Origin of the sequence: Muricauda sp. SCSIO 65647 (genome assembly GCF_021534965.1) — a bacterium.
In the GTDB taxonomy this organism is placed as follows: Bacteria; Bacteroidota; Bacteroidia; order Flavobacteriales; family Flavobacteriaceae; genus Flagellimonas_A.
Genome location: NZ_CP091037.1, coordinates 923004 through 947288, shown reverse-complemented (window position 1 = coordinate 947288; position 24285 = coordinate 923004). Strand labels below are relative to the sequence as shown.

Genomic DNA, 24285 nt, shown 5'->3' with positions numbered 1-24285 from the left:
AATGACATTTTTGTGTTTTTAGTTTATTCTAACCAAGAGCTGTAATACTTGCCATCATCGATTTTCATGGCATTCTCGGTAAGTTGTAACGGCTTGAACGTATCGATCATGACCGCTAGCTCTTCTGTTCCCTTTTTGCCGATACTGGCCTCATAAGTGCCTGGGTGTGGCCCATGGGGAATACCTGCCGGGTGCAGTGAAATGTAGCCCGGGCCAATACCGGTACGGCTCATAAAATCGCCATCGACATAGTACAATACCTCATCAGAATCGATGTTGGAATGATTGTATGGCGCCGGAATCGCTTTTGGATGATAGTCGTACAGCCTTGGGCAGAACGAACATACCACAAATGCCCCGGTCTCGAAGGTTTGGTGCACGGGTGGTGGCTGGTGTACACGACCCGTAATCGGTTCAAAGTTGTGGATTGAAAATCCGTAAGGGAAATTATAGCCATCCCATCCGACCACATCGAAGGGATGTGTGGCATAGACCAGACTATGCAACATGCCCTGTTTTTTGATTTTCATTAGAAACGCTCCCTTTTCATCATGGACCTCCAAATCTTGGGGAAGTTTGTAATCGCGCTCACAGAAGGGAGAATGCTCCAACAATTGCCCGAACCAGTTGCGGTAGCGTTTGGGAGTGTAGATAGGGTGAAACGACTCCGCATAGAGAATGCGATTGTCTTCCGAATCGAATTCAATCTGGTAGATCATGCCACGGGGTATGATCAGGTAATCGCCATACTCAAAGGGAATGTTTCCCAAAAAAGTCTTCAAGGTACCTGAACCTTTGTGAACGAACAGCATCTCATCGGCATCGGCATTCTTGTAAAAATACTCGGTCAGGGATTTCTTCGGCGCAGCTAGCCCAACATGTACATCACTGTTCACCAAAAGGGGTTCACGGGCCTCGAGAAAATCATCTTTCGGCTTGATATCAAACCCTATCAATTTTCGGGAGGTAATGTTTTTGGCTACCGCGATCTTCGGATTTACATCCAGAGGTTTTTCAACTTCCTTTACCTGTGTAGGCCTATGAATATGATAGAGCAATGAAGACATGCCATCAAAACCGATGGTGCCGAACAACTGCTCATAATATAGCCCCCCTTCAGGCTTTTCAAACTGGATGTGCCGTTTTTGGGGAATCTTTCCGAGTTTATGATAGATTGGCATTTTTTTTAAAGTTATGGGTTCTGAGTGTAGAGTTCTGAGTTATGGGTTATGAGTTGTGAGTATGTTTTGGGCATAACTCTAAACGCTACACTCATAACTCGTTAGTGCAATGTTCCTCTTATCTCTTGTTCACGCTCAATGGCTTCAAAGAGTGCCTTAAAGTTACCTTTTCCGAACGACTGTGCGCCCTTTCTTTGAATGATTTCAAAAAACATAGTGGGTCTTGGTTCTACAGGACGGGTAAAAATCTGTAACAAGTAACCTTCATCATCTCGGTCGACCAAAATACCAAGCTCTCTAAGTGGTTCAATATCTTCATCGATTTTGCCCACCCTGTCGGTCACCGCGTCATAGTAGGTAGCCGGCACACGCAAGAATTCAACGCCACGATTTTTAAGGTCGCGAACGGTTTTGATGATATCATCGGTGGCCACTGCAATGTGTTGCACGCCCTCGCCTTCATAGAAATCGAGGTACTCTTCGACCTGTGATTTTTTCTTGCCCTCGGCAGGTTCGTTGATGGGAAATTTGATTCGACCGTTTCCATTGCTCATCACCTTGCTCATCAAAGCGGTATATTCGGTAGAAATATCGTTGTCATCAAACGAGAGAATATTGACAAAGCCCATTACTTTTTCGTAGAACTCGACCCAATGGTTCATTTTGTTCCAACCTACGTTGCCGACCATGTGGTCAACATATTTTAAGCCTGTGGGCGTGGGATTGTAATCAGGGGTCTCCCATTTTTTATATCCGGGCAAGAAGATTCCGTTGTAATCTTTGCGTTCCACAAAAATATGGACCGTCTCACCATAGGTGTGAATACCCGCACGTACCACCTTGCCGTGGTCATCTTCTTCGGTAACGGGCTCCATGTATGACCTTGCCCCTCGGGCAATGGTGGTTTCATAGGCGTATTTGGCATCATCGACCCAAAGAGCCACTACTTTCACCCCATCGCCATGTTGGTCGATATGACGACCGATATCGGTACCACTTTTTAAGGGAGAGGTCAACACCAACCGTATCTTATCTTGAATGACCACGTAACTCTCGCGGTCTTTGAGTCCGGTTTCGAGTCCGGCATAGGCATATGATTGAAAGCCAAATGCGGTCTTGTAATAGTGGGCTGCCTGCCGTGAATTGCCCACATATAACTCAATGTAATCGGTACCGTTGATGGGCATGAAATCTTTGGCGGCATCGTGAATTTTGGGGATGGCTGTCGTTTCCATGATCTCTATTTTTTTGATTTTGAACCAATTTTGTTGTTGATGCAACAAAAATACGTAATTTTGGCTCACGAAAATGATTTCGTAAGAAAATTTTAGTAAAGACTGCTTGCCACACCCAGCCTATCAAAGTGTGACCTTTAGAGGGGCTTTGACAGGCTAGTATGGAATTTTAATAGCAATGCTCAGCCAAATAGACAAAATATCAGGAATCGGATTGCACCTTGATCTTGTGCTGCGAAAGGTACAGGATGCCTATTTGCGAAAATTTGATGGATTGGGTGTTGATATGACCATTGAACAATGGGTGATTCTGCACCAGATCTACGAACTGGGCGATGGGGCCTCACAACGAGATATCGTGCAATCAAATTTTCGCAATCGGGCGACCATTTCACGGGTCATCGGCGGACTCGAACGCAAGGGGTGGATCAATAAGACACGCTTCGATGGCGACCAAAAAAGGTTTAAACTCGAATTGACCCCTGAAGGCCAACAAATCATCGAAGAGGTACTGCCTCATGCTTTCGCCCTTCGAAAACAGGCCATCAACCACTTAGATGTCATCGAGTTCGAGACCTTCTTAAAGGTATTGGATCAAATAGGGGAGAATTACAAGACTTAACGGCCAATGGCATGCTTCCCACAAACACTCCCAATTTTCTTCAAAAAAATGTAACCTGCGATTAAGAAGTGTCGTCTTTCAAAGTAGGCAACCCATAAATGGCACGATGAGAACCATATCCTTTCTATGTATGACCCTTTTGATTTCACTGGTGGCGAGCGGGCAGCATCCAGATACGAACACCAAACCAAAGATTGCCCTTTTGGGCACTTTCCACTTCGGAGGAAGCACTGATATCGCAGGCATTGTCATGCAAGAGGTCGCAGGTGAAAAACGACAGACAGAAATACAGCAGTTGGTCGACCGGCTAAAAGCATACGAACCGACCAAGATTCTAGTCGAGTATCCCTTGAAAAGACAGGACACCCTTCAAAAGCGTTATCAAGACTATCGATCAAAAACCTTTGAACTGCCCTTGAGCGAAACCTATCAGGTCGGATTTCGTTTGGCGTACCAATTACAGCACGACTCCATTTATGCCATTGACCATAAAATGGACATGCCCTTTGAACAGGTCTTGAAATACTGTGAAGAACATAATAGCATGGATAGGTTTCAGGCCATTGTTGACTATGCCAAATCGTACACGGCCCATGAGACGGAGGTTTTAAAGCAAATGCAACTGGCACCCTTTCTGCGACGTATGAACAACGAGGCTTCCGACAAGGAGGGCAATGGCCTTTACTTGCGAGAATTGCTAGACATTGGCGATTCGGAAAATGAGGTAGGGGCTGCCGTGAACGCGGTTTGGTACCAGCGCAATATGATTATTCTAAAGAACATCACCCAGCATATTCAAGGCCCCGATGAACGTGTCTTGGTCATTTTGGGGGCGGCACATCGTGCAATTCTAATGGACTTTTTCAAGAATCGCACAGAGTATGATATTGTGGAAATCGGCGATTATCTGGAGTAATACCAATAAAAGAGAGCCGGTATTTCGGATAGAATGGTGCTATTGCCTTCATGATATGACATTTTACCCTAAAGAATTGTTAAAAATAGATAGATAGGTTAAAATAGCATAGAAATAGGTGAATTCTGTTGTTTTACACCCCTGCCATTCGCCACAATTTTGCGGTGTATTTCTAAAATACTTGTTTTATGAAAAAGTTAGTGCATTATCCGAACGTTTGGCAGACGTATCCCTTTTCAATGGAACTGTTTGCCCATGTTGAAAAAGAGGCCCGTTTAAGGGAAGTCAAAAGGCAAACAAAAAAAGAACGGAAATCAAAGTTTAAACTGGCTCTGGGCTGGTAGACAAAAACAAATTATAGATATCGAAAAGGCATCCAATGGGGTGCCTTTTTTTGTTTTTATAGGAATTAGGCTACATTTATCTAAAATGATTTGAATGGATGCCAAACTTCTTAATAATCTTCCTATTGAAGATTTGACCAAAGAAAATGACTATCTGGGAATAATTGAAAAAGGAGATTTGATTAAATTATTCCTAGAAAAGAATAAAGACCGGTTTTCTGAAATAAAAATGTTTGCACTTTATGGGGAGTGGGGAAGCGGCAAGAGTACTTTGATGAAGTATCTTCAAAAAGAACTTAGACCGCACTTCAACACTTATTTTTTTGATACGTGGGAATTCGAAACAGATAATAATTTATCACTTTCTCTACTTGAGTTCTTGATTTCTGAATCTTCCGATGCATTAGACGATGTAGCCAAAGATTTTATCGAAGTTGCTTCGAAATTGTTAAGAGGATTTACAAAATCCGTAAGTATTTCAATTCCAGGCTTAAAGTTTGATGGAAAACCACTGACTGAAGAGTTAGAATCAGAAAAGGAAAAATCATTTACAGAACTCAAAAAAGAATTCAAAGAGGAATTTCAACGATTTGAAGACAAGATAAAAGCTAAAAACAAAAAGGATTATAACATTGTTTTCATTGATGATTTGGATAGATGCGAACCTGAGAACGTTTTGAATCTTTTGTCTGCATTAAAACTGTTCTTCACCTATGGACAAAGAACTATTTTCTTTTGCGGAGTAGATAAAAAAGCCGTTAATGAAGCTGTCAAAACAAAATACCAAGAGGTGGTAAAAGCCAATGAATATCTGGAGAAGATTTTTGATATTTCTTTTGCTATACCAAAACCAATAAATTTCAAATTATTGGTAAGTCAATTTTTTGATTCTAGCCCAATCACTTTAGGTGAAAATAAGTATGAATTAGACAGGGCGATAAATGATTTTTTTGTCGAAATTGATTTCACCAATCCTCGAAAGATTAAAAAGGTGTTAAACAAGTATTCAATATTGGCAAATATTAAAAGCTTGAAATCAGATGAGGATCCTTTTAAACTTCCCAATTTATTTATCAAAGGAAATAATCGAGAAGGAAATTTTTTGGAAACAATTTTAACACTCTATTTTCTGATTTTATATGAGTTTTTCAAGGATAAATTTGAAATGTTTTTTAACCCTGCAAGAAAGCAAGTTTTCTACCTTAAAGCAATAGACTCAAGATTTAAAGGATTAAGTTTTTCAGACATAAGTAGCTATTATACTAAGGTGAACAGGTTTTTAGACAAAAGCACATTGCAATTGCAGATGAAAGAAGTTGGAATTGTGACTCCTGGAAACCAGGAACAAAAAGAAGAAAGAACAGAGAGGTTTATAAAACTATTCGCTCCTTACAAAGTAGAATATCTGGATCTTGGATGTTTTAGACGTTTAGGTGGTTTTAGAAAAAATTTTAACTCGGGCCAAAAGGAAATTGACTATTACTTTACAGAATATCTTTTGAAAAAAATAGATAACATTTTATTTCAATCAGGCTCTTTGAGCGATTTTCAGCTGATTGAATTTCAAACATTGCATAGCAAGTTTTTATGATTCATTATTATATTTCCAACAAATTATGGTCAATACTACTTCGAAGTCCGGCTTTTTTGAGAATATGGAAAAACATTAGAATACAATTATTTATCCCCCAATTCCGTAAACCGAAACTTTTTGTTGATGGCGGGCACATGCTCTTGCCGCATGATGGCTTCTATTTGTGATACAATTTCTGGATGTTGGTCGGCCACGTTGACGGTCTCACCAATATCGGTTTCAAGGTTATAGAGTTCTACCTTCATATTGCCGTCAAAGATGTTTTTGCGAATGCCCTTCCATTGGCCAATTCGTACGGCCTGTTGCCCATTATAGCTGGGAAACTCCCAATACAGAAAATCATGTTGGGGCTGTGGCCCGCCCAACAGAACAGGTTTGAAGCTAAGGCCGTCAACATCTTTCGGTGGTGTTATGTTCACCACATCACAAAGTGTTGGCAATACATCGTAAAAGGCTGAAATGTGGTCGGTACTGCTGCCCGGTTTGATATGGCCCGGCCAACTGGCCACCATGGGTACACAAATACCACCCTCATAGACAAAACCCTTGGTTTTGCCGTGGCCATTGCCAAAAGGTTTTGAGCTTTCAAAAAATTCGTAATCGACACCACCCGTGTACGTTGGGCCGTTATCGCTTGTAAAAATGATGAGCGTGTTGTCATAAATGCCCAAAGCCTTTAATTTGGCGACCAGTTCGCCCAGTTGTCGGTCTAAGTATGCAATCATGGCGGCATAAGTGGCCTTGGGGTGCTGGTTGGGAAAGTACCCCTTGTCGCCCGTATAGGGTTCTTCTTCACCAAACTCTTGCCTATAGGCCTCAACCAATTCTTTTGGTGCCTGTAGGGGCAAATGGGGCAATGGGGAGGCATAATACAGAAAAAAGGGCTCTTCTTGATGGTCTTCCATAAAGGCCAGGGCTTTTTCATGTATCAGTTCAGGGGCATAGTCTTCTTGCGAAAATTTTGAATAGGCGGCTCCCTGGTTGGGGTCGGCCAGGGAATCCAGTTTTTGGTGCGGGGGCACCAAGGGGTTTCGCAACCGTATTTTGGCCTCGTTTTCCCACAAATGGGCGGGATACAGGTTGTGGGCCTGCCGTTGGCAGTTGTAGCCGTAGAATTCATCAAAGCCCTGTCGGTTGGGCACCCCTTCGGTATTGGGGGCGCCGAGGCCCCATTTACCAAAGATGCCCGTCGTATAGCCTTTGGTCTTGAGCAGTTCGGCCAGGGTAACCGTCTCTTCGGGAATAGGGCGTTGGCCCTCTAAGTTGGGATCGGCGAACATTTTTTTATAATCCCATACATCGCCACGCGCCGCCCATTCATCATTGCCGCGAATGTAGGCATGACCGGCATGTTTTCCCGTGAGCAAAATGTACCGCGCAGGGGCACAAACGGGGGCTCCCGAATAGTGTTGGGTGAATTTCATGCCCGATGCGGTAAGTGCATCGATGTTCGGGGTCTTGATTTTTTTCTGCCCATAGGCACCCACTTCGCCATAACCCAGGTCATCAGCGAGAAAATAGATGATGTTTGGGGGCTTTTGTTGCGAATGAACGCAAACGGTCATACTGAACAACCATATGAAGGCCCCCAAAAATTGAATCGTTCTTTTCATACTTAGGTTGGTTCTGTTACCTACTTTAACAGCTGAGGGCAACGCCCATAAATCGGCGTTGCCCTTTTGGGTTTGATGGGTTTCTGATATTGGCTTTGTATGGGTTTTTATTTGGTCAACTCATCCAATAGCCTGTCGGTTTTGTAAATATATTTCAGTGCGCCATAAATACCACCTGAATGTACTGAGACCGTTCTGTTGTATTCTTCGTCAAAAATGAAATTTGAAGGGAGTGATTCAATATTACCGTCGAAGACCAACCCGACAACTTCTTTGTTTTTGTTGATGATCGGACTTCCTGAATTGCCCCCGATAATATCGTTTGTGCTGACAAAATTGATGGGATATTGCAAGAACTCCGTGGGAGGGTTTTTCCATCGTTCGGGCAGTGCCCATGGAAATTCCTTGTCGTTTGAGAAATGCCTGTTGTAAAGTCCATAATAGGTGGTTTTGTATGGCGCCTCTGTACCATTATATTCGTACCCTTTGACCACCCCATCAGATATTCTCAAGGTAAAAGTGGCGTCGGGGGGCAGGCCTGCACCATAAACATTGAACACCTGGTTGGCAATCTTGCTTTCGAGACCTCTTCTGTAAGGGGAAGAGGATTCAAACTCTAAGGCCGCATCGTTATATTTTGATATCAGTACCCTTGCGGTTTGCATCAATACATCAGTGTTGTCGGCCAAGTTTTTCGGTTCGGAAAGGATGCTTTCGACCTTGCTCTCATCTTTGAAAACCGTACTGCCGAAGAAGTCATCAACAAAAGCATCTATCGATTTGCCAGCAAGTAATTTCGTAACGGTGTTGTCTCCTTGATAAATATCGGCCTCCAATTCTGATAAGACTACGTTTAACAATCTCCTTTCTTTTGGTGTATCGAGTTCTTTTGCCAATTCTAAGATTCCCGATTTGATCTTTGTCATTTCGTCTTCACTTATTTCTTCTGCCACCATGTTCTCAAAATTGTACATCTGGTGCATTAGCATAAGGGCCTTTCCCCTATAGGGTGATGCTCCCAAGTGCATTACCGCCCAAGAATGGGGAAGCAGTTTTTTGTAGGCAGTTGCTAGATTGTCCCAATAATCCAAATCTGCGGATTTTGACCGTATATGTTTTTCCATGGCCACTTTTCTTTCAAAGAGTTCAGGGTTTTTCAAGCCATCGATAATGCCGCCAATGGCCTTGATGGAGTTTGAGAAACTGAATGCATCATTCAATTTTTCTTGGGCTTCCAGTTCTTTTGAAGGGTCACTTTTTAGGGCTTTGTACTCTTCCATCATAATTTGATGCCGGTTTTCCAAAAATCTAAGAATCATAGGGTACCTGTAGTCCCTGTCGTACTCTAATTGGGAAATGGTTCTGTAGCGCTCGGTGCTTCCTGGATTGCCCACCACAAAGGTTACCTCATTTTCGCTGGCTCCATTGGGATTGAATTTGAAGTAATTTTTAGAGCTGTCAACAGGATTGCCATTTTCGTCATATGCCCTCCAGAAAGTGGCATCTAAATTATACCTGGGGTAGGTGAAATTGTCGGGGTCGCCGCCATAAAATCCCAAATCCAACTCAGGAATCCAGACCAACCGAATGTCTTCGTATTTTTTATATCCATAAAGCGAAAATTTGCCGCCACTGTAATACGTGACAGGTTCTAAGCGCAGTCCAGACCATGCTTCCTTTTTTCCATACTCTTCCGATATTTTTTTAAGGGCGTCTTCTGTCATTTGCGCTTTGTGCAGGTCATTGTCGGGATTTTTGGTCAATGCCATCACTTCATCGGTGATATCGGCGATCATATGAAGTTGTTCCACGAATAGCCCCTCGGCTTTTCTTTCATCACTTTGGTTTACGGCATAAAACCCTTGGGTGTCAAAATTTTCATTTTCTTGTTGCAGGGCCCCCACCACGCTTCTCGAACAATGGTGGTTGGTCATGATCAGTCCATTTGGTGAAATGAAAGAGGCAGAACACCATTCTGCGAACCGTAACGATGATTTTCGCACATCGGTGAACCAATCATCACCGGGTTCGAAATTATAGGCTTCTTTGAACCACTCTTTGGGCGGGTTCTCAAAAGACCACATTTTACCGAAATCAAAACGGTTTGGCTGTGCATCTTGTGCAAGGCCGATAGATGATATAAGTAAAAAAGAAGAAGCTAAAAGGAATTTAATAATTTTCATAAGAGTGGTTTTACTGTTTTTTATTTTTCATTTTTTGTCCTAATTTTTTAATGTGCCTCCAACCAATTCTCGCCAATGCCCACTTCAACATCTAAGGGTACGGCCAGTTCATAGGCGTTTTCCATTTCAGATTTTATCAGTTTTGAGACCTTGTCCAATTCGGGTTTATGGGCATCAAAGACCAGTTCGTCATGCACCTGCAACAGCATCTTGGTCTTGTATTTACCTTCTGACAGTTTTTTATGGATATTGATCATCGCAATTTTGATGATATCGGCAGCGCTTCCCTGAATGGGAGCGTTCACGGCGTTTCGCTCGGCCGCCCCTCTTACCACTTGGTTGTTCGAGTTGATGTCTTTCAAATACCGACGACGGCCCAAAACCGTCTGTACATAACCGTTGTCACGGGCAAAATCGATTTGGTCGCCGATATAATTGCGCAACTTCGGATAGGTCTTGTAATAAGTTTCGATAAGTTCTTTGGCTTCGGTACGGCTGAGGTCGGTCTGGTTGCTAAGTCCGAAAGCCGAAACCCCATAAATGATTCCAAAATTCACGGTCTTGGCATTGCCGCGCTGTTCTCGGGTCACTTGGTCAATCGGCACATTGAAGACCTTTGAGGCCGTTGAGGCGTGTATGTCCTCGCCATTTTTAAAGGCCTCGATCATGGTATCTTCTTCGCTCAAGGCGGCAATGATGCGCAATTCTATTTGGGAATAGTCAGCTGCGAGCAGCACATGGTTCCCATCTCTTGGGATAAAGGCTTTTCTAACCTGTCGTCCACGTTCTGTGCGAATGGGGATGTTCTGTAAATTCGGATTGTTGCTGCTCAATCGCCCGGTGGCGGCCACTGTTTGCATATAGTCGGTATGTACCCTGCCACTGTGCTTTTGTACCTCGTTGGGCAGTGCATCGACGTAAGTGCTCTTCAATTTGGCAAGTCCGCGGTAGTCAAGTACATTCTGAATGATTTCATGGTCTTTGGCGAGGTATGAGAGAACATCTTCAGCGGTAGAGAACTGCCCTGTTTTCGTCTTCTTGGGTTTTTCAACGAGTTTCAGCTTTCCAAAGAGAATATCGCCCAGTTGTCTTGGAGAGGCGATGTTGAACTGCTCACCGGCCTGTTCGTATATTTTTTCCTCGAGTTTTTTAATGTCGGTATCGAGTCTTTTCGATAATTCCTTTAAAAAACCTTCATCGAGATTGATGCCCTCACGTTCCATATCGGCAAGCACCCGTAACAATGGCACTTCGATTTCTTCAAACAGCTTCATGGTGCTGGCCTGTGTCAGTTCGGGCCTGAACTTTTGTGCCAGTTGAAAGGTGATATCGGCATCTTCAACCGCATATTCGGTCTGCCTTTCAAGTGTGACCTCTCGCATGCTCAACTGGTTCTTGCCCTTTTTGCCAATGAGTTCGGTAATCGAAATGGGCGTGTAGTTGAGGTAGGTTTCGGCCAATACATCCATATTGTGCCGCATATCTGGGTTGATGAGGTAGTGCGCCAACATGGTGTCGAACAGCTTGCCCTTGACCTCGACCCCATAATTCTGCATTACCTTGATATCGTATTTCAGGTTCTGTCCGATTTTCTCGATAGTCGTTGATTCAAAAAAGGGACGTAACTGTTCTATCAGTTCTTTGGCGGCTTCTTTTTCTTCTGGGAAAGGAACATAAAAACCTTTGCCCACGGTCCAACTGAAGGCGATGCCCACGAGTTCGGCTTCCAACGGATTGATCGAAGTGGTTTCCGTATCAAAACAAACGGATGGCTGTTGCATCAATTTCTCCATAAAAAGACGCATGCCCAACCCTTTGGAAACACTTTGATAAAAATGGGAAACGTCAGAAACGGTATTGCGGCTGTTCACATCTTTGATGGTGGCCGGTGCCTCGCCCTCGTTGCCAAACAAAGAAAACTGCCCACTACCGGCAACTTGCGCTACTTTTTTGGCGGTTTCGGTGCTCGTTACCTGAGTCTGGGGCGCTGTTTCGCCCGAAAAGATTTTGATGAACTGTTCGCGCAGCCTACGAAACTCCAGTTCTTCGAAAATTTCTTGTACTTTCTTGGCATCGGGCGGACACATTTCATAGTCTTCGGCATTGAAGGTCACTTCACAATCGGTCTTTATTTCGGCCAATTGCCGTGATAGGCGACCGAGTTCGGCATTCTCTTCGACCTTTTCTTTCATTTTGCCCTTGAGCTTGTCTGTATTGGCCAGCAACCCTTCCATAGAGCCAAAATCGGCAATGAATTTTTTGGCGGTTTTATCGCCCACGCCTGGTAGGCCGGGAATATTATCACTGGCATCGCCCATCATGCCTAGATAGTCGATCACCTGTTCGGGCCGTTCGACCCCAAATCGTTTTTGTATCTCGGGGATGCCCCAAATTTCAATGCCGTTGCCCATTCGGGCAGGTCGGTACATGAAGATGTTTTCAGAAACCAGTTGCCCAAAATCTTTGTCAGGGGTCACCATATATGTTTTGTACCCCTCTTTTTCGGCCTGCTTGGCCAAGGTGCCGATAAGGTCATCGGCTTCATAGCCTTCCAACTCCACCACAGGAATTTTCAGGGCCTCCAATATTTTTTGAATGTAAGGGACGGCTATTTTTATGGCCTCTGGCGTTTCGTCCCTGTTCGCCTTGTATTCTTCGAAGATTTCGGTTCGCTCCACACTGCCCCCTTTGTCAAAGGCTACGGCCAAATGATCGGGCTGCTCGCGTTTGATGACATCGAAGAGAGAGTTCACAAAACCCATAATGGCCGAGGTGTCCATACCCTTTGAATTGATCCTCGGATTCTTTATCAAGGCATAATAGCCCCTGAAGATTAAAGCGTAGGCATCGAGTAAGAAGAGACGTTTTTGGTCAGACATGTATCCGTTAATAGGTAATGGTTATTAGTCGATAGTTTAATTTAACCAGTCTTTAAAAATAGGGAAAAGATGCAAGAAATTAGAGGCTTGATTTAAAGTAAGTTTTTTGAAATACCCCAACTTCTCAATCATTGAAAGAAAAGGGCTTGATCAGTTCACCTGATTTCATTTTGAAGATGTATTCGATTAATAAAAACTATTGGAAACAACATTCCCATGGCCACTTGGGTCATATTTTTGGTAACTGAAACCGGGGTGCACGCAATAGCCACCTGTTTCGCCCTGCTTGTTGATGGCCAAAAACCCGATTTGAAAATCTTCACGGCCCTCATTTTTTTTCATGATACGTCTGACGCCCTCTTCACAGGCCTCTTGGGGTGATTTGCCCTGCCGCATCAATTCGACGATCAAAAAACTGCCCACGGTGCGAATGACCTCTTCACCGACACCGGTGGCAGTGGCTCCGCCCACTTCGTTATCGACATAGAGCCCTGCGCCTATAATGGGCGAATCGCCTACGCGACCTGCCACTTTGTATGCCATGCCACTTGTGGTACAGGCCCCTGCGATATCACCATTTTTATCGATGGCCAACATGCCGATGGTATCGTGGTTCTCAATATTGATTGTGGTCTCGTATTTTGAAGTTTTTTTCCACTCTTCATATTGTTTTCGGGTACTTTCGGTCAACAGATCTTCTTTTTTGAATCCTTGTTCGTAGGCAAATTTTTCGGCACCCTTTCCCGCCAATATGATATGGGGGGTCTCTTCCATCACCTTGCGGGCCACGGAAACGGGGTGCGTTATGTTCTTAAGATAGACCACGGCCCCACAATTACCGTCTTTGTCCATGATACAGGCATCGAGGGTCACATGGCCATCACGGTCGGGCCGACCGCCCTTACCGACCGTTTCGTTGGTCACATCGGCTTCTTCGACCATAACGCCCTGTTCAACGGCGTCAAGGGCCGAACCCCCTATTTTCAATACGTCCCAGGCCTTGGCAGTGGCATTTTGAAAATTCCAGGTGCAGACAGCTATGGGTTTGATGGGTACTTGGTCGCTTTCTGAAAGTGAAGCAGTGGTCTTTTCATTTTTACAGGAAACCATCAAAGGGGTAGCGACCAGTGCCGCTGTACCCGTAGTTGAATTTTTGAGAAACTTTCGTCGTTTCATGAAATGGATTTTTATTTTAGGGAGCTAAATATAGCCAAATGCTCATAGAAGTCTGTGCAAATTCATTGCAATCGGCAATCAATGCCGAAGCCGCGGGAGCCGATCGTATCGAACTGTGTTCTGAACTTGGTGTAGGGGGCATTACCCCTTCGTATGGGCTCATCAAAAAGGTCAAAGAAAAAGTCCGGATTCCCGTGCATGTATTGGTGCGCCCCCGTAGCGGGCATTTCACCTACACCAAAACGGAGTTCGAGGTGATGGGACAAGATATCGAATTCTGTAAAGAATTGGGTGTTGAAGGCATCGTTTCAGGAGTTTTGAACAAAGATTTTTCCGTAGATGTGCAACGCACCAAAGAGTTGGTCGATTTGGCAAGGCCATTGAAGTTTGTCTTTCACCGGGCATTTGATTGGGTTTCGAATCCGGAGGAAGCCATCAAACAACTTGAGGCCACGGGAGTTGATACCGTGTTGAGTTCAGGCCAAGAAGCCACGGCCGATAAAGGATTAAAAAAATTAAGATCATGGCAGGGGTCCACCAAAAACATGACCTTAATGGCCGGTGGGGGCATACATCCCGATAATGCCAAGAAATTCAAAGTGGCAGGGTTACGGGCCCTGCACCTATCGGGCTCTTCATTCGGTGAGGCGATTTCCATAAAAGACAAAATCTCCATGAATTCGCAAAAACACTTGAACGAAACACAGGTAGCTGTAACGAATGTACAGACCGTTCGTCAAATTGTTCAGGCACTCAAATAGTGTGGTAAAAGGGCAAGTGCTGCCCATGAATGAAATATATTTGTAAAAAGAGCTATGATTCGCTGGATTTTTTTTATTGCCGTTTACCTCGTGTTGGCGTTTTATGCGCTTCAGGCCATAAAGACCGCGATACGTCAACCATGGATACACTATCTTTTTATCTTACTGGCCTTGTTGATCATCGGAAACTTTGTCTATCAGTTTCAATGGGGCGGCCCTGGTAGGGTGCTCACCAAGCCCAAAAGTTATGCTTTCGGATTTTTGATAGCGATGCTCTCTTTTCAATTGATCACCATCATCTTTTTGTTTTCTGAGGATATTTTTAGGTTGGTGACCGGCGCATACCAAAAAATCTTCGTGACCCAGAAAGAATTCAGCTTACCGGCAAGAAGGCGTTTTTTGAGCACTGTTGCCCTAGGTATTGCAGCACTGCCGTTTGGTGCCCTGCTCTGGGGCATGTACAAGGGCAAGTACAATTATAAAGTACTGAAGTACGAGCTTGAATTTGACGATTTGCCAGATGCCTTTGACGGGTACCGGATTACCCAGATATCAGATATACACAGTGGCAGTTTCGACGACCGCAAAAAAATTGAGTACGGTGTCGACCTTATCAACGAACAGCAAAGCGATGTCATCTTGTTCACGGGCGATATGGTCAACAATATGGCCAGTGAAATGGATCCATGGAAAGATTTGTTCGCTACCCTCGAAGCCCCTGACGGTAAATTTTCGGTATTGGGAAACCATGATTACGGTGACTATATCTCTTGGGAGACCGAGGATGCCAAAGCCCAGAACCTTGAAGATTTAAAGCAACTCCAAAAAAATATGGGTTTTGACCTTTTGTTGAATGAACATCGCTACTTAGAGAAAGAAGGGCAGCGCATTGCCTTGGTGGGGGTAGAGAATTGGGGAGCAGGGGGGTTCAAAAAAGCTGGTGACCTCAAAAGGGCAACGGCAAAAATCAACGGCAATGACTTCAAGATATTGATGAGCCATGATCCTTCACATTGGGAGCAGGAGGTCATTCAAGATGAACACCACTACCACCTCACGTTGAGCGGCCATACGCATGGCATGCAGTTCGGTATCGAGATACCCGGATGGTTTAAATGGAGCCCCGTGAAGTGGCGCTACAAATACTGGGCAGGTGTGTATGAAGAATTGGGGCAGTTCATCAATGTGAACCGTGGTTTTGGCTTTATTGGCTATCCGGGGCGTGTGGGAATCTGGCCCGAAATTTCGGTGATAACGCTCAAGAAGAAATCTTTAACGTGAATTTAACGACAATCAACGCTTCAAACGCCTGACCTCACGTATAACTTTAACATTTTTTCTTACTTTTGGCCTGAAAACCAAATCGTTTCTTATGTCAAAGTTTGGTGAACTTATCGATCAGAACATTCCTGTGCTATTGGACTTCTATGCGGAATGGAACGAACAATCTACTTCGATGCATCCTGTTCTTCGCGATGTGGCGGCGGCTTTGGGCGACAAAGGAAAAGTCATCAAAATCGATGTCGATAAAAACAAAGAGCTTTCACAGGCCCTTCGTATCAAGGGGCTGCCCACTTTGATGATCTACAAAAAAGGAGAGATGGTCTGGCGCCAAAGCGGTGAGCAAGATGCCAACACGCTCATCGGCATTCTCAACGAGTACATCTAATCATTTCTTCGAAAACAAGGGCCTTATTATTCCTCGATGGGTGCTGTGGCAGTATCCATTTCAACTGCTGCGCCCTCTACGGTTAGGGTATCAAGGGTATCTTGGTTATCGAGAACGGGCTCGGGTTCTTGCAATAGCTCCCGCTCTGAAGGGGCAAATTGTGTGAATCGTTCCAAATATTCGTTGAAGATCAATGTTTCCTTTTCGGCAAAATCACGGTCCATATTCTCAATGAGAATATCAATATTGCGACGGTAGGCTTCCATATCGCCCAGAATGTCCTCAATGTTTTCATACTGCTCATCCAACGGAACCCCTGCATAATATGCCAAACGGTCTTGGTATATGGTCTTTAGCTTGTTGAACAGTTCGCGTGCCTTGGTCGTCTCGCCCACTTTGTAATAGCCATCGACAAATGGCTCTACAAAGGCATAGAAGCCAAAGTGTTCGACAGGCATATTGGTCATGGCCATTTCAATGATTTCCTTGGCTTTTTCGATTTTTCCCTCGTCGATAAGCTGTTCTGAAAGGCGTGCCAGGTTACCCCTGAACGACAGCCCCTGCGAACGGGTCTGCGGATCATGGTAAATGGCTGAACTGCCAGAATTGCCCCATTCCCACTTCGTCACGATATCGTACATCAGATCACTGTCTATTCGGCCCATTTCAAACACCCCTTGGTATTCGGTTTTTATGGGCACCAGCTTGTAAACAAGACCATCTAATTGAAGGTAATCTTTCATCCATATGTACTCGCCATTGTCAAAGCTTCCGCCAGAAAAATAGATGGGGCGTTTCCAATCATTGTTGGCCAAAAGGTCGAGCATGAGTATCCTTTGCTTGGTAAGGGCGCTCCTGGGCAGGTCGATATCGATATAATCGACGATGAGCGCACTGTCTTTTTCTTTCACCAGACCGCTTTCAAGTACATTTTTCTTGTTCACGGGCACCCTGATTTTATTTGTCGGGTAGTATACCACGTCAAGGTTGCTTTCAGGGTATTCACTCAAATCTGCCCCACTTTTCTCTAATATGAATTTGAACTTTGTCTGTGGATTATCACTTCCTATCCAATCCATGAAATCTTTGATCAGCCATCTGCTTTCAGAGACTTCCCTGCCAAAAATCGGATCCACCTTTTGATAATATACGGCATCACGTGTACCGTAACTGTATTTATCATGGGTCAATTGTGAGGGTATCGGGTCACTCTCATAGGCCTTTCGCTTCATCTGGTCAATATACCAATCGGTGGCAAAGAGGCTGGTACAGACAATGCGCACATCGGTTCGATGGCCCTCTATTTCTTGTACGTACCAAAGTGGAAAGGTGTCATTGTCGCCAATGGTAAACAGAATGGCGCCCACATCTTCTTGGCAAGAGTCAAGATAGGACTTTGCCGTAGATCGTGCCGTATATCTGGCAGAGCGATCGTGGTCATCCCAATTTTGAAAGGCCATCAACAAGGGTACCGCTGCCAAGCACAGTATCGTGGTCAACGGGGCCGCCATTTTTGGTTTCAACAGCTTTCGCACTTCCTCAAAAAGTCCATAGACCCCAAGACCTATCCAAATGGCAAAAATGTAGAAAGAGCCTACCAGTGAATAATCCCGCTCCCTAGGTTGAAAAATATAGGGATTCGTGTAAAACTGTATCGCTACTCCGGTAAATATGAAAAACATGAAGAGCACCCAGAACTGCTTCGGATTTTTGGAAATCTGAAAGACAATACCGATGATGCCCAAGAGTAGGGGCAAAAAGAAGTAGGTGTTTCGCGCTTTATTGTCGAGCCAGTCTTGGGGCAGGTTCTTTTGGCTTCCCAAACGCAGGCCATCGATAAAACCAATACCGCTCAACCATTCGCCGTTGCCATCATAGCGCCCCTGCACATCGTTCTTGCGGCCTACGAAATTCCACATGAAATAACGCACGTACATATAGCCCCATTGAAAATTGAAAAGGTATTTGATGTTCTGCCACAACGTGGGGGGCTCTACTTCGATATATTCTTCAAACTCCCTCAAAAAACGCAGATATTGTTCGGTATCCAATTCGCCTGAATCATAGGCACTACGAAATTGCCTCACCGCTTCGCGAAGCTCATTGTTCGAAATATATTCGGCCTTGATGCGAAAATCGAGTACACCAAAAAAACGCATGTAGTTTTCGGCATGTTGTTGGCTCCACATACGGGGCAGTAACCCAAAATGTTTCGGATTCGGTCCTTGAATGGCATCTTTATAGTTGTTGACGATCACATACTTGCCCAATTTTTCATCTTTCTCGTATTTGGGCTTATCATCTACATAGTCACCGGGCTCGCCAAAGCTACCTGAGAAATATTCACCGTAGAACGGGCTATCGACCCCGGGGTATTGCTCCATATTGTAATAGGCCAACAGCGACCTGGCATCTTCAGGATTGTTCTCATTGACCACTACTTTGGCATTGGCACGAATCGGAAGCAATAGCCAAGACGAGAAGCCGAGTACCAGAAACATTAGGCAAAGTACGATGAGGTTCCCTGTTTGAAAGTCGTTTTTTCTTGTGTAACGCAGGGCGAAATAAAAGGCAGAGATGAAGATCAATCCCATGATAATGGTGCCCGAATTAAAGGGCAGGCCAATACTGTTGATGAAAAAGACCTCACTCCAACCGAATAATTTCAAGACATAGGTCAATGAATATTTGTAGACCAGCATCAAAAGGGCGATGACAACGATATTGGCCAGCAAGAAGTTTTTGACCGTGGTCGTTTTGTAGCGCTTGAAATAGAACAACAAGCCCACCGCGGGTATGGCCAAGAAGCCCATAAAATGGATGCCAAAAGTAAGCCCGATGACAAAGCAGATGAGCAAAAGCCAGCGATGGCCCCGGGGTTCATGCAAATTGTCGACCCATTTGAGCCCTAGCCAAAACAGGAGGGCCAAAATGAGGCTCGCTGCGGCATAGACTTCCGTTTCTGCCGAGTTGAACCAAAAACTATCAGAAAAGGTGAAGGCCAGGGCACCGACCAAACCACTGCCCAAAACGGCAATGGCCTTGGTGTTGGTAAATTTTTTGTCGCCCGAAATCAGTTTTTTGGCGAGGTTGGTAATCGTCCAAAAGGCGAAAAGTATGGTAAAGGCACTTGAGACCACTGAGACACAGTTGACCATCAGGGCAATTTTGGTGGTATCGCCAAAGGCGAACATGGCAAAAAAAGCGCCGATCATTTGAAGCAGTGGCGCCCCTGGGGGGTGGCCGACCTGTAATTTGGCAGAGGTGCTGATGTATTCACCGGCGTCCCAAAAACTTCCCGTGGGTTCAACGGTCAGGGCATAAACGATCAAGGCGATGGTAAAGGAAGCCCATCCGATGAGGGTATCCCATTTGGCGAAGTTCTTTGCAAACATAGAAATGTGGTGTTAACCAATCGGGGCGAATTTACCAAATATTGGTCAGATGCCCTGTTATTTTTGCAAAAGGTTTAACAGGTTGACGGGCGTTCAATCGTTCTTGGTTTCTGGTGAAATTTATTTGTCGTAATGAAAGTTTGTCTTAAATTTGCACGCTCAAAAGTCGGATGATTTTTGAATATGGTACTGGCCTATGGTGTAATTGGCAACACTACTGATTTTGGTTCAGTCATTCTAGGTTCGAGTCCTAGTAGGCCAACGAAGTTGGGCTAATCCCGCTCCCGATTGGGGGTGGGATTTTTTTGTGCAACAAAATCAGGGCGAGAAGTCTATGCTGAGCGTGGCCGAAGCAAGTCCTAGTAGGCCAACGAAGTTGGGCTAATCCCGCTCCCGATTGGGGGTGGGATTTTTTTTGTGCAACAAAATCAGGGCGAGAAGTCTATGCTGAGCGTGGCCGAAGCAAGTCCTAGTAGGCCAACGAAGTTGGGCTAATCCCGCTCCCGATTGGGGGTGGGATTTTTTTGTGCAACAAAATCAGAGCGAGAAGTCTATGCTGAGCGTGGCCGAAGCAGGTCTTGGTAGGCCAACAAAGAATTTTCTTATAATGCTGATTGTCAATAATTTATAATAGAATCTTTTTTGTTGTACGTGTACAAGAACGAACATTATTACAATATTTTCTCCTCGAAACGCTTTGAAATTATCTTAACTTAGTTTCACACATAAGACCATATGATCTATATTCCTATGTTGTAAAACATTTTAATCAAAAACACTTAAACAATTTATGCAAAGAATAACCCTCATTATTCTCCTTTGTGCAGCTATTGGCGTTCACTCACAAACTATAACAAAAGAAGGAGTCCTATTTCAGATAAAAAAAACAAAGCCTGTCGACAAGCAAGGACTTTTCCGATTCAGTCAAGTCAAAATAACCAATAATGAGTTTAGTAAAGTATTGATCAAAGTTAAGATTAAAGCAAAACCAGAGAATAAAGCCAAATTGAGCGCATTATCACTTTTAGATACCAAGAATAAGATTCGATACAGATTATCTGATTTTGTTGGTTACGCTTGTCCTGTCGGATGTTTAGCTTATTCTCCAGCTTATCGGAAAAGTGAAATAATGGACAAAAAAGGAAAACCTATTACCTACGGACCTCCAATTGACAAATCAGTTAAAGACTATTTTTATGATTATGACATGGACGGTTTTTCTAATTTGGAAATACCTATAAATTTTGGAAAAAAAGATAATCCCAAATTGAGTATCGTCTATTTTGGTGAGGCCAGTTCTAAAAACTTAATTGGTGAATTGTACTTTGGAATCCCTACTAAAAACCTAAAATCAGCTTACGAACTTTATTATAAAGACGAGAAAGTAGCTGATATAAGATTTTAGAAAACGTTTTACAACACGGTGTATAATTAATTGCGGGCGCAAATTCAACAAGTGAATTTCCTGCAATCGAATATCTTTAGTTTCAGGCGGACATTTTCCGTTTTGGCCAGCGCGCCATCTCGCCCGCTGCTAACGCAGACGGCGTGCAACTAATCATGCACATTACCATTATAAACAATTTAAATAGCCCTAATGAAATTTAGAACCATATTTTCGCTTTTCTTACTGACAATCATATCATCATATGGGCAAAACAATTGGAAATACGGAGAGCTGATACTGAGAAATAATGATACGCTCAAAGGCTTTATACAAATACCAATGATAAATAGAGCCGCAATTGCCAACTCCCAAAAAATAAAATTCAAAGAAAATCAAGGAGGAAAAACAATAAGATATGATTATACAAGTGCCCAAAAATTGATATTTAAAGGTTACGATGGTGAAATTTCCCTTTTTGAATATATAAGAACCTCACAAAGCAAAGTACAATTGTTCAAAAGAATTTACACGGGCAACAAAATCAGGTTATATGGAAGAATGGTAAGCGAAGTATTTACAGGCCAAGACGTTAATGGCAATATGACCTCTACAGGGTTTTACCCTACTGATTACAATGAATATTATGTGATTCGAAAATATGAGAGAACAGCAACTCCTTTGATCAAAGTGGGTCCGTTCACAAAATCTTTCCGCAAAAGTGCAATGAAATATTTCTCAGATTGCCCAGATTTAGTGACAAAACTGAAAAATAGAACTTTAAGTGAATCTGATTTGCCAAGAATTGTTAAGGAATATGATCAATGTAAATAATACCATTTACAATAAAGAACTGAGTTAAACCAAAGTTCAAATAAACGATGTCCTTCTCGCCTAGAGGCGATCAAAAAGGTAATTTTAGCTATTTTTATATAAGAAACCCCAACGCCTTGCAAAAAATGAGGAACCCCATGGCATCAGTAATGAAGCGTATAGCGCATGCCTATAAAAATTGTGTCCTTTTGGCCGTTACCTGCCTATTTGTTAGCGTTAGCAGTTGTGATCAACAAAAACAGGTTGATGAGGAAGGCTTTTTAGCAGGAAAGGTTACCATTGGTCCGCTATGTCCGGTGGAGACCTTTCCACCCGATCCCGCGTGTCAACCAACCGAAGAAACCTATATGACCTGGCCCATTGCAGTCTGGACAACGGATAAATCTACGAAGCTTGGCCAAATTCAACCTGATTTGGATGGAACCTACAGATTTGAACTTTCCGAAGGCAGCTATCTTGTAGACCTTGAAAAACAACATCGGTTTGGCACGAATTTGCCAGCGATAATTTCAATCAAATCAGGAGAGACGCTGCTGCTCAATATAGATGTAGACACCGGGATACGATAACAGACGTGAAATACTGAACGTTTAGCCTTAGTTTTCACCTTGAAAGGCAGGGATGCTGGCAATCATAAGATAGAGAAGTGCTTCCAATTTTTAGAGGTGAAAAATTGATATAGACTGTTATGGAATTTTGAAAGCAAGGGTTTTAAAACATGATAAAAGTTCAAACAAACGATTCGTTTAATGTCCATATTTGCTAAATATGGACAAATCATGTATTTTTGAGTGAGATAAAAAGTTTGTCATGAATATCAGTTTCACAAAAAAACAGGAAGAATATATTGCCGAACAAGTGGCGACCGGTGAATATCAGAACAATAGTGAGGTAATCCGTGATGCCATACGTCTGCATAGAATTTATAGGGACAAGGTCATTGAGGATCTTAGAAGCGAGATAGAGAAGGGTTGGAACGGCCCCGATAGTCCCAGAACAATGGATGAGATCATTGCTTCAAAAAAGAACGGGTGATAAAAGGCTACGTTCTATCGCAAGAAGCAGACAATGATATTGAGGATATATTCGAATATGGTGAATACCGTTTTGGAGCTTCCCAAGCAATCGAATACCTGATTGGCCTGAACGACCATTTTAAAGCAATTGCCAAGAATCCAGATATTGGAAAGGATAGAAGGGAAATTAAGGAAGGCCTTTTCAGTTTTCCATATGTCTCCCATATAATTTTCTATCGTAAATTGAAAGGATATGTACGTATAGTAAGAGTTCTGTACGGGGGAAGGGATTTGGTAAAGTTTCTTTAAAAGTTCAATTAAACGATGATTGTCATAAGAAAATGGTGGGTTAGAGCAATAATTAGTCTTTTACTGGGTGGAACAGTATCTGAATTGGGATATCTATATACTGATGGTGAAATAGAGTTGAATGCTCTGATTCCTGCAATTGGATTTTTCGTTTTGCTCACTATTATTTACGTGCTTATTCTTCAAAGACAAATTAATAAGTTCAAATAAAGGATCTGTAAGGAAGATTTATACAAAGAGCAATACCGCCTTACAGAGGTGTTCTTTGACCAATGTAAGATGCTATCCAAAAAATAATTGCAGCTGCTATGTGCTTTGTTTTTGCTTAAATTTGGATATGGGAGAAGTGAATAATAAATCTAGCAATGGTGAAAAAGATAGCTACGAGTTGGCTCTCAATGGTTTATTTAAAGAGCTAGTTCACCTTCAAGAATGGGTAAAATCTCAAGGTTTGAAGGTGGTAATTATCTTTGAAGGCAGAGATGCTTCTGGCAAAGGAGGTACAATCAAGAGATTTACCGAACCATTGAACCCTCGTGTATGCAGGGTGGTTGCTTTGGGCGTGCCTACGGAAAAAGAGAAGACTCAATGGTATTTTCAGAGGTATGTGGCACATTTACCCGCTGCGGGGGAGATTGTGCTATTTGATAGAAGTTGGTATAACAGAGCGGGTGTAGAAAAAGTAATGGGTTTTTGTTCTGAAGATGAGTATCACGAGTTTTTACGTTCCTGTCCTGAATTTGAGCGTATGCTCGTCAGATCGGGTATTATACTTCTGAAATACTGGTTTTCTGTAAGTGACGAAGAGCAGGAAAAACGTTTTAAGAGCCGGATAAATGATCCCCTGAAGCGATGGAAATTTAGTCCAATGGATTTGAAGTCACGCTCTAAATGGTTGGAATACTCCAAAGCTAAAGATGACATGTTTGCCCATACAGATACCAAACAGGTACCCTGGTATGTAGTGAATGCGGACAATAAGAAGAAGGCACGGCTAAATTGTATCAGTCATGTCCTTAGTCAGATTCCCTACGAAAAAACAGAATATCCGCCGGTAGAGCTGCCTGCTTTGCCTGAACATGAAGGTTATGTTCGCCCTCCGATTACATATCAAACTTTCGTGCCTGAAAAGTACTGAATGTAATTACCCAATAGATCACATTCCTTTATAGCG

Annotated in this window: 20 protein-coding genes and 1 tRNA gene; 14 read left to right on the top strand and 7 right to left on the bottom strand. The window is 43.3% G+C overall.

Annotation, left to right across the window (positions count from 1 at the left end; all coding sequences use genetic code 11):
- Nucleotides 1–23: 23 nt before the first annotated feature.
- Together L0P89_RS04190 and hppD are read right to left on the bottom strand one after the other, a co-directional pair.
- Entirely contained in the window at nucleotides 24–1181 is a 1158-nt protein-coding gene (locus L0P89_RS04190; RefSeq protein ID WP_235267146.1) for a homogentisate 1,2-dioxygenase, read from the bottom strand.
- 101 nt (nucleotides 1182–1282) lie between these two features.
- Nucleotides 1283–2416: a 4-hydroxyphenylpyruvate dioxygenase gene (hppD, locus tag L0P89_RS04185; protein ID WP_235267145.1), complete on the bottom strand. Its 1134-nt coding sequence runs from the start codon at nucleotides 2414–2416 to the stop codon at nucleotides 1283–1285.
- 178 nt (nucleotides 2417–2594) lie between these two features.
- Here hppD and L0P89_RS04180 point away from each other — a divergent pair, with 178 nt between their 5' ends.
- From L0P89_RS04180 to L0P89_RS04165, 4 genes are all read left to right on the top strand, one after another.
- Complete coding sequence (locus tag L0P89_RS04180) at nucleotides 2595–3038, top strand: MarR family winged helix-turn-helix transcriptional regulator (RefSeq protein WP_235267144.1); 444 nt, start codon at nucleotides 2595–2597, stop codon at nucleotides 3036–3038.
- A gap of 106 nt (nucleotides 3039–3144) precedes the next feature.
- Nucleotides 3145–3954, top strand: a complete 810-nt coding sequence (locus L0P89_RS04175; protein WP_235267143.1) for a DUF5694 domain-containing protein — start codon at nucleotides 3145–3147, stop codon at nucleotides 3952–3954.
- A gap of 188 nt (nucleotides 3955–4142) precedes the next feature.
- Nucleotides 4143–4298, top strand: coding sequence for a hypothetical protein (locus L0P89_RS04170; RefSeq protein ID WP_235267142.1), 156 nt, complete (start codon nucleotides 4143–4145; stop codon nucleotides 4296–4298).
- A 94-nt stretch (nucleotides 4299–4392) separates the two neighbouring features.
- Nucleotides 4393–5889: a P-loop NTPase fold protein gene (locus L0P89_RS04165; RefSeq protein ID WP_235267141.1), complete on the top strand. Its 1497-nt coding sequence runs from the start codon at nucleotides 4393–4395 to the stop codon at nucleotides 5887–5889.
- An 86-nt stretch (nucleotides 5890–5975) separates the two neighbouring features.
- On the opposite strand, the gene L0P89_RS04160 is transcribed toward L0P89_RS04165, so the two are convergent.
- From L0P89_RS04160 to L0P89_RS04145, 4 genes are all read right to left on the bottom strand, one after another.
- Nucleotides 5976–7505, bottom strand: coding sequence for an arylsulfatase (locus tag L0P89_RS04160; protein ID WP_235267140.1), 1530 nt, complete (start codon nucleotides 7503–7505; stop codon nucleotides 5976–5978).
- Nucleotides 7506–7612: 107 nt separating this feature from the next.
- Entirely contained in the window at nucleotides 7613–9688 is a 2076-nt protein-coding gene (locus L0P89_RS04155) for a S46 family peptidase (protein ID WP_235267139.1), read from the bottom strand.
- 47 nt (nucleotides 9689–9735) lie between these two features.
- Nucleotides 9736–12567 (bottom strand): DNA polymerase I, encoded by a 2832-nt coding sequence (polA, locus tag L0P89_RS04150; protein ID WP_235267138.1) that lies wholly within the window; start codon nucleotides 12565–12567, stop codon nucleotides 9736–9738.
- 186 nt (nucleotides 12568–12753) lie between these two features.
- Complete coding sequence (locus tag L0P89_RS04145; protein WP_235267137.1) at nucleotides 12754–13743, bottom strand: isoaspartyl peptidase/L-asparaginase family protein; 990 nt, start codon at nucleotides 13741–13743, stop codon at nucleotides 12754–12756.
- Nucleotides 13744–13781: 38 nt separating this feature from the next.
- Here L0P89_RS04145 and L0P89_RS04140 point away from each other — a divergent pair, with 38 nt between their 5' ends.
- The 3 genes from L0P89_RS04140 to L0P89_RS04130 all read left to right on the top strand — a co-directional run bounded on the left by L0P89_RS04140 (nucleotide 13782) and on the right by L0P89_RS04130 (nucleotide 16173).
- Nucleotides 13782–14504: a copper homeostasis protein CutC gene (locus L0P89_RS04140; protein WP_235267136.1), complete on the top strand. Its 723-nt coding sequence runs from the start codon at nucleotides 13782–13784 to the stop codon at nucleotides 14502–14504.
- Nucleotides 14505–14558: 54 nt separating this feature from the next.
- Nucleotides 14559–15785 (top strand): metallophosphoesterase, encoded by a 1227-nt coding sequence (locus L0P89_RS04135; protein ID WP_235267135.1) that lies wholly within the window; start codon nucleotides 14559–14561, stop codon nucleotides 15783–15785.
- Nucleotides 15786–15876: 91 nt separating this feature from the next.
- Complete coding sequence (locus L0P89_RS04130; protein ID WP_235267134.1) at nucleotides 15877–16173, top strand: thioredoxin family protein; 297 nt, start codon at nucleotides 15877–15879, stop codon at nucleotides 16171–16173.
- A gap of 26 nt (nucleotides 16174–16199) precedes the next feature.
- On the opposite strand, the gene L0P89_RS04125 is transcribed toward L0P89_RS04130, so the two are convergent.
- Nucleotides 16200–19568, bottom strand: a complete 3369-nt coding sequence (locus L0P89_RS04125) for a DUF2723 domain-containing protein (protein ID WP_235267133.1) — start codon at nucleotides 19566–19568, stop codon at nucleotides 16200–16202.
- Between the two features lie 190 nt (nucleotides 19569–19758).
- On the opposite strand from L0P89_RS04125, the gene L0P89_RS04120 reads away from it, so the two are divergent.
- The 7 genes from L0P89_RS04120 to ppk2 all read left to right on the top strand — a co-directional run bounded on the left by L0P89_RS04120 (nucleotide 19759) and on the right by ppk2 (nucleotide 24249).
- Nucleotides 19759–19830, top strand: a tRNA-Gln gene (locus L0P89_RS04120).
- A gap of 528 nt (nucleotides 19831–20358) precedes the next feature.
- The gene (locus L0P89_RS04115) at nucleotides 20359–20973 is read left to right on the top strand and encodes a hypothetical protein (RefSeq protein ID WP_235267132.1); all 615 of its coding nucleotides are present in this window, start codon (nucleotides 20359–20361) and stop codon (nucleotides 20971–20973) included.
- Nucleotides 20974–21165: 192 nt separating this feature from the next.
- Nucleotides 21166–21786 carry a hypothetical protein gene (locus tag L0P89_RS04110; protein WP_235267131.1) on the top strand — a complete coding sequence of 207 codons (621 nt, stop codon included), beginning with the start codon at nucleotides 21166–21168 and terminating at the stop codon, nucleotides 21784–21786.
- A gap of 125 nt (nucleotides 21787–21911) precedes the next feature.
- Entirely contained in the window at nucleotides 21912–22355 is a 444-nt protein-coding gene (locus tag L0P89_RS04105; RefSeq protein ID WP_235267130.1) for a hypothetical protein, read from the top strand.
- Between the two features lie 241 nt (nucleotides 22356–22596).
- Nucleotides 22597–22821, top strand: coding sequence for a type II toxin-antitoxin system ParD family antitoxin (locus L0P89_RS04100; protein WP_235267129.1), 225 nt, complete (start codon nucleotides 22597–22599; stop codon nucleotides 22819–22821).
- Nucleotides 22818–23111 (top strand): type II toxin-antitoxin system RelE/ParE family toxin, encoded by a 294-nt coding sequence (locus L0P89_RS04095; protein ID WP_235267128.1) that lies wholly within the window; start codon nucleotides 22818–22820, stop codon nucleotides 23109–23111. The genes L0P89_RS04100 and L0P89_RS04095 overlap by 4 nt, the downstream gene beginning before the upstream one ends.
- A 337-nt stretch (nucleotides 23112–23448) precedes the next feature.
- Nucleotides 23449–24249, top strand: a complete 801-nt coding sequence (gene ppk2, locus L0P89_RS04090) for a polyphosphate kinase 2 (protein WP_235267127.1) — start codon at nucleotides 23449–23451, stop codon at nucleotides 24247–24249.
- Nucleotides 24250–24285: the final 36 nt, after the last annotated feature.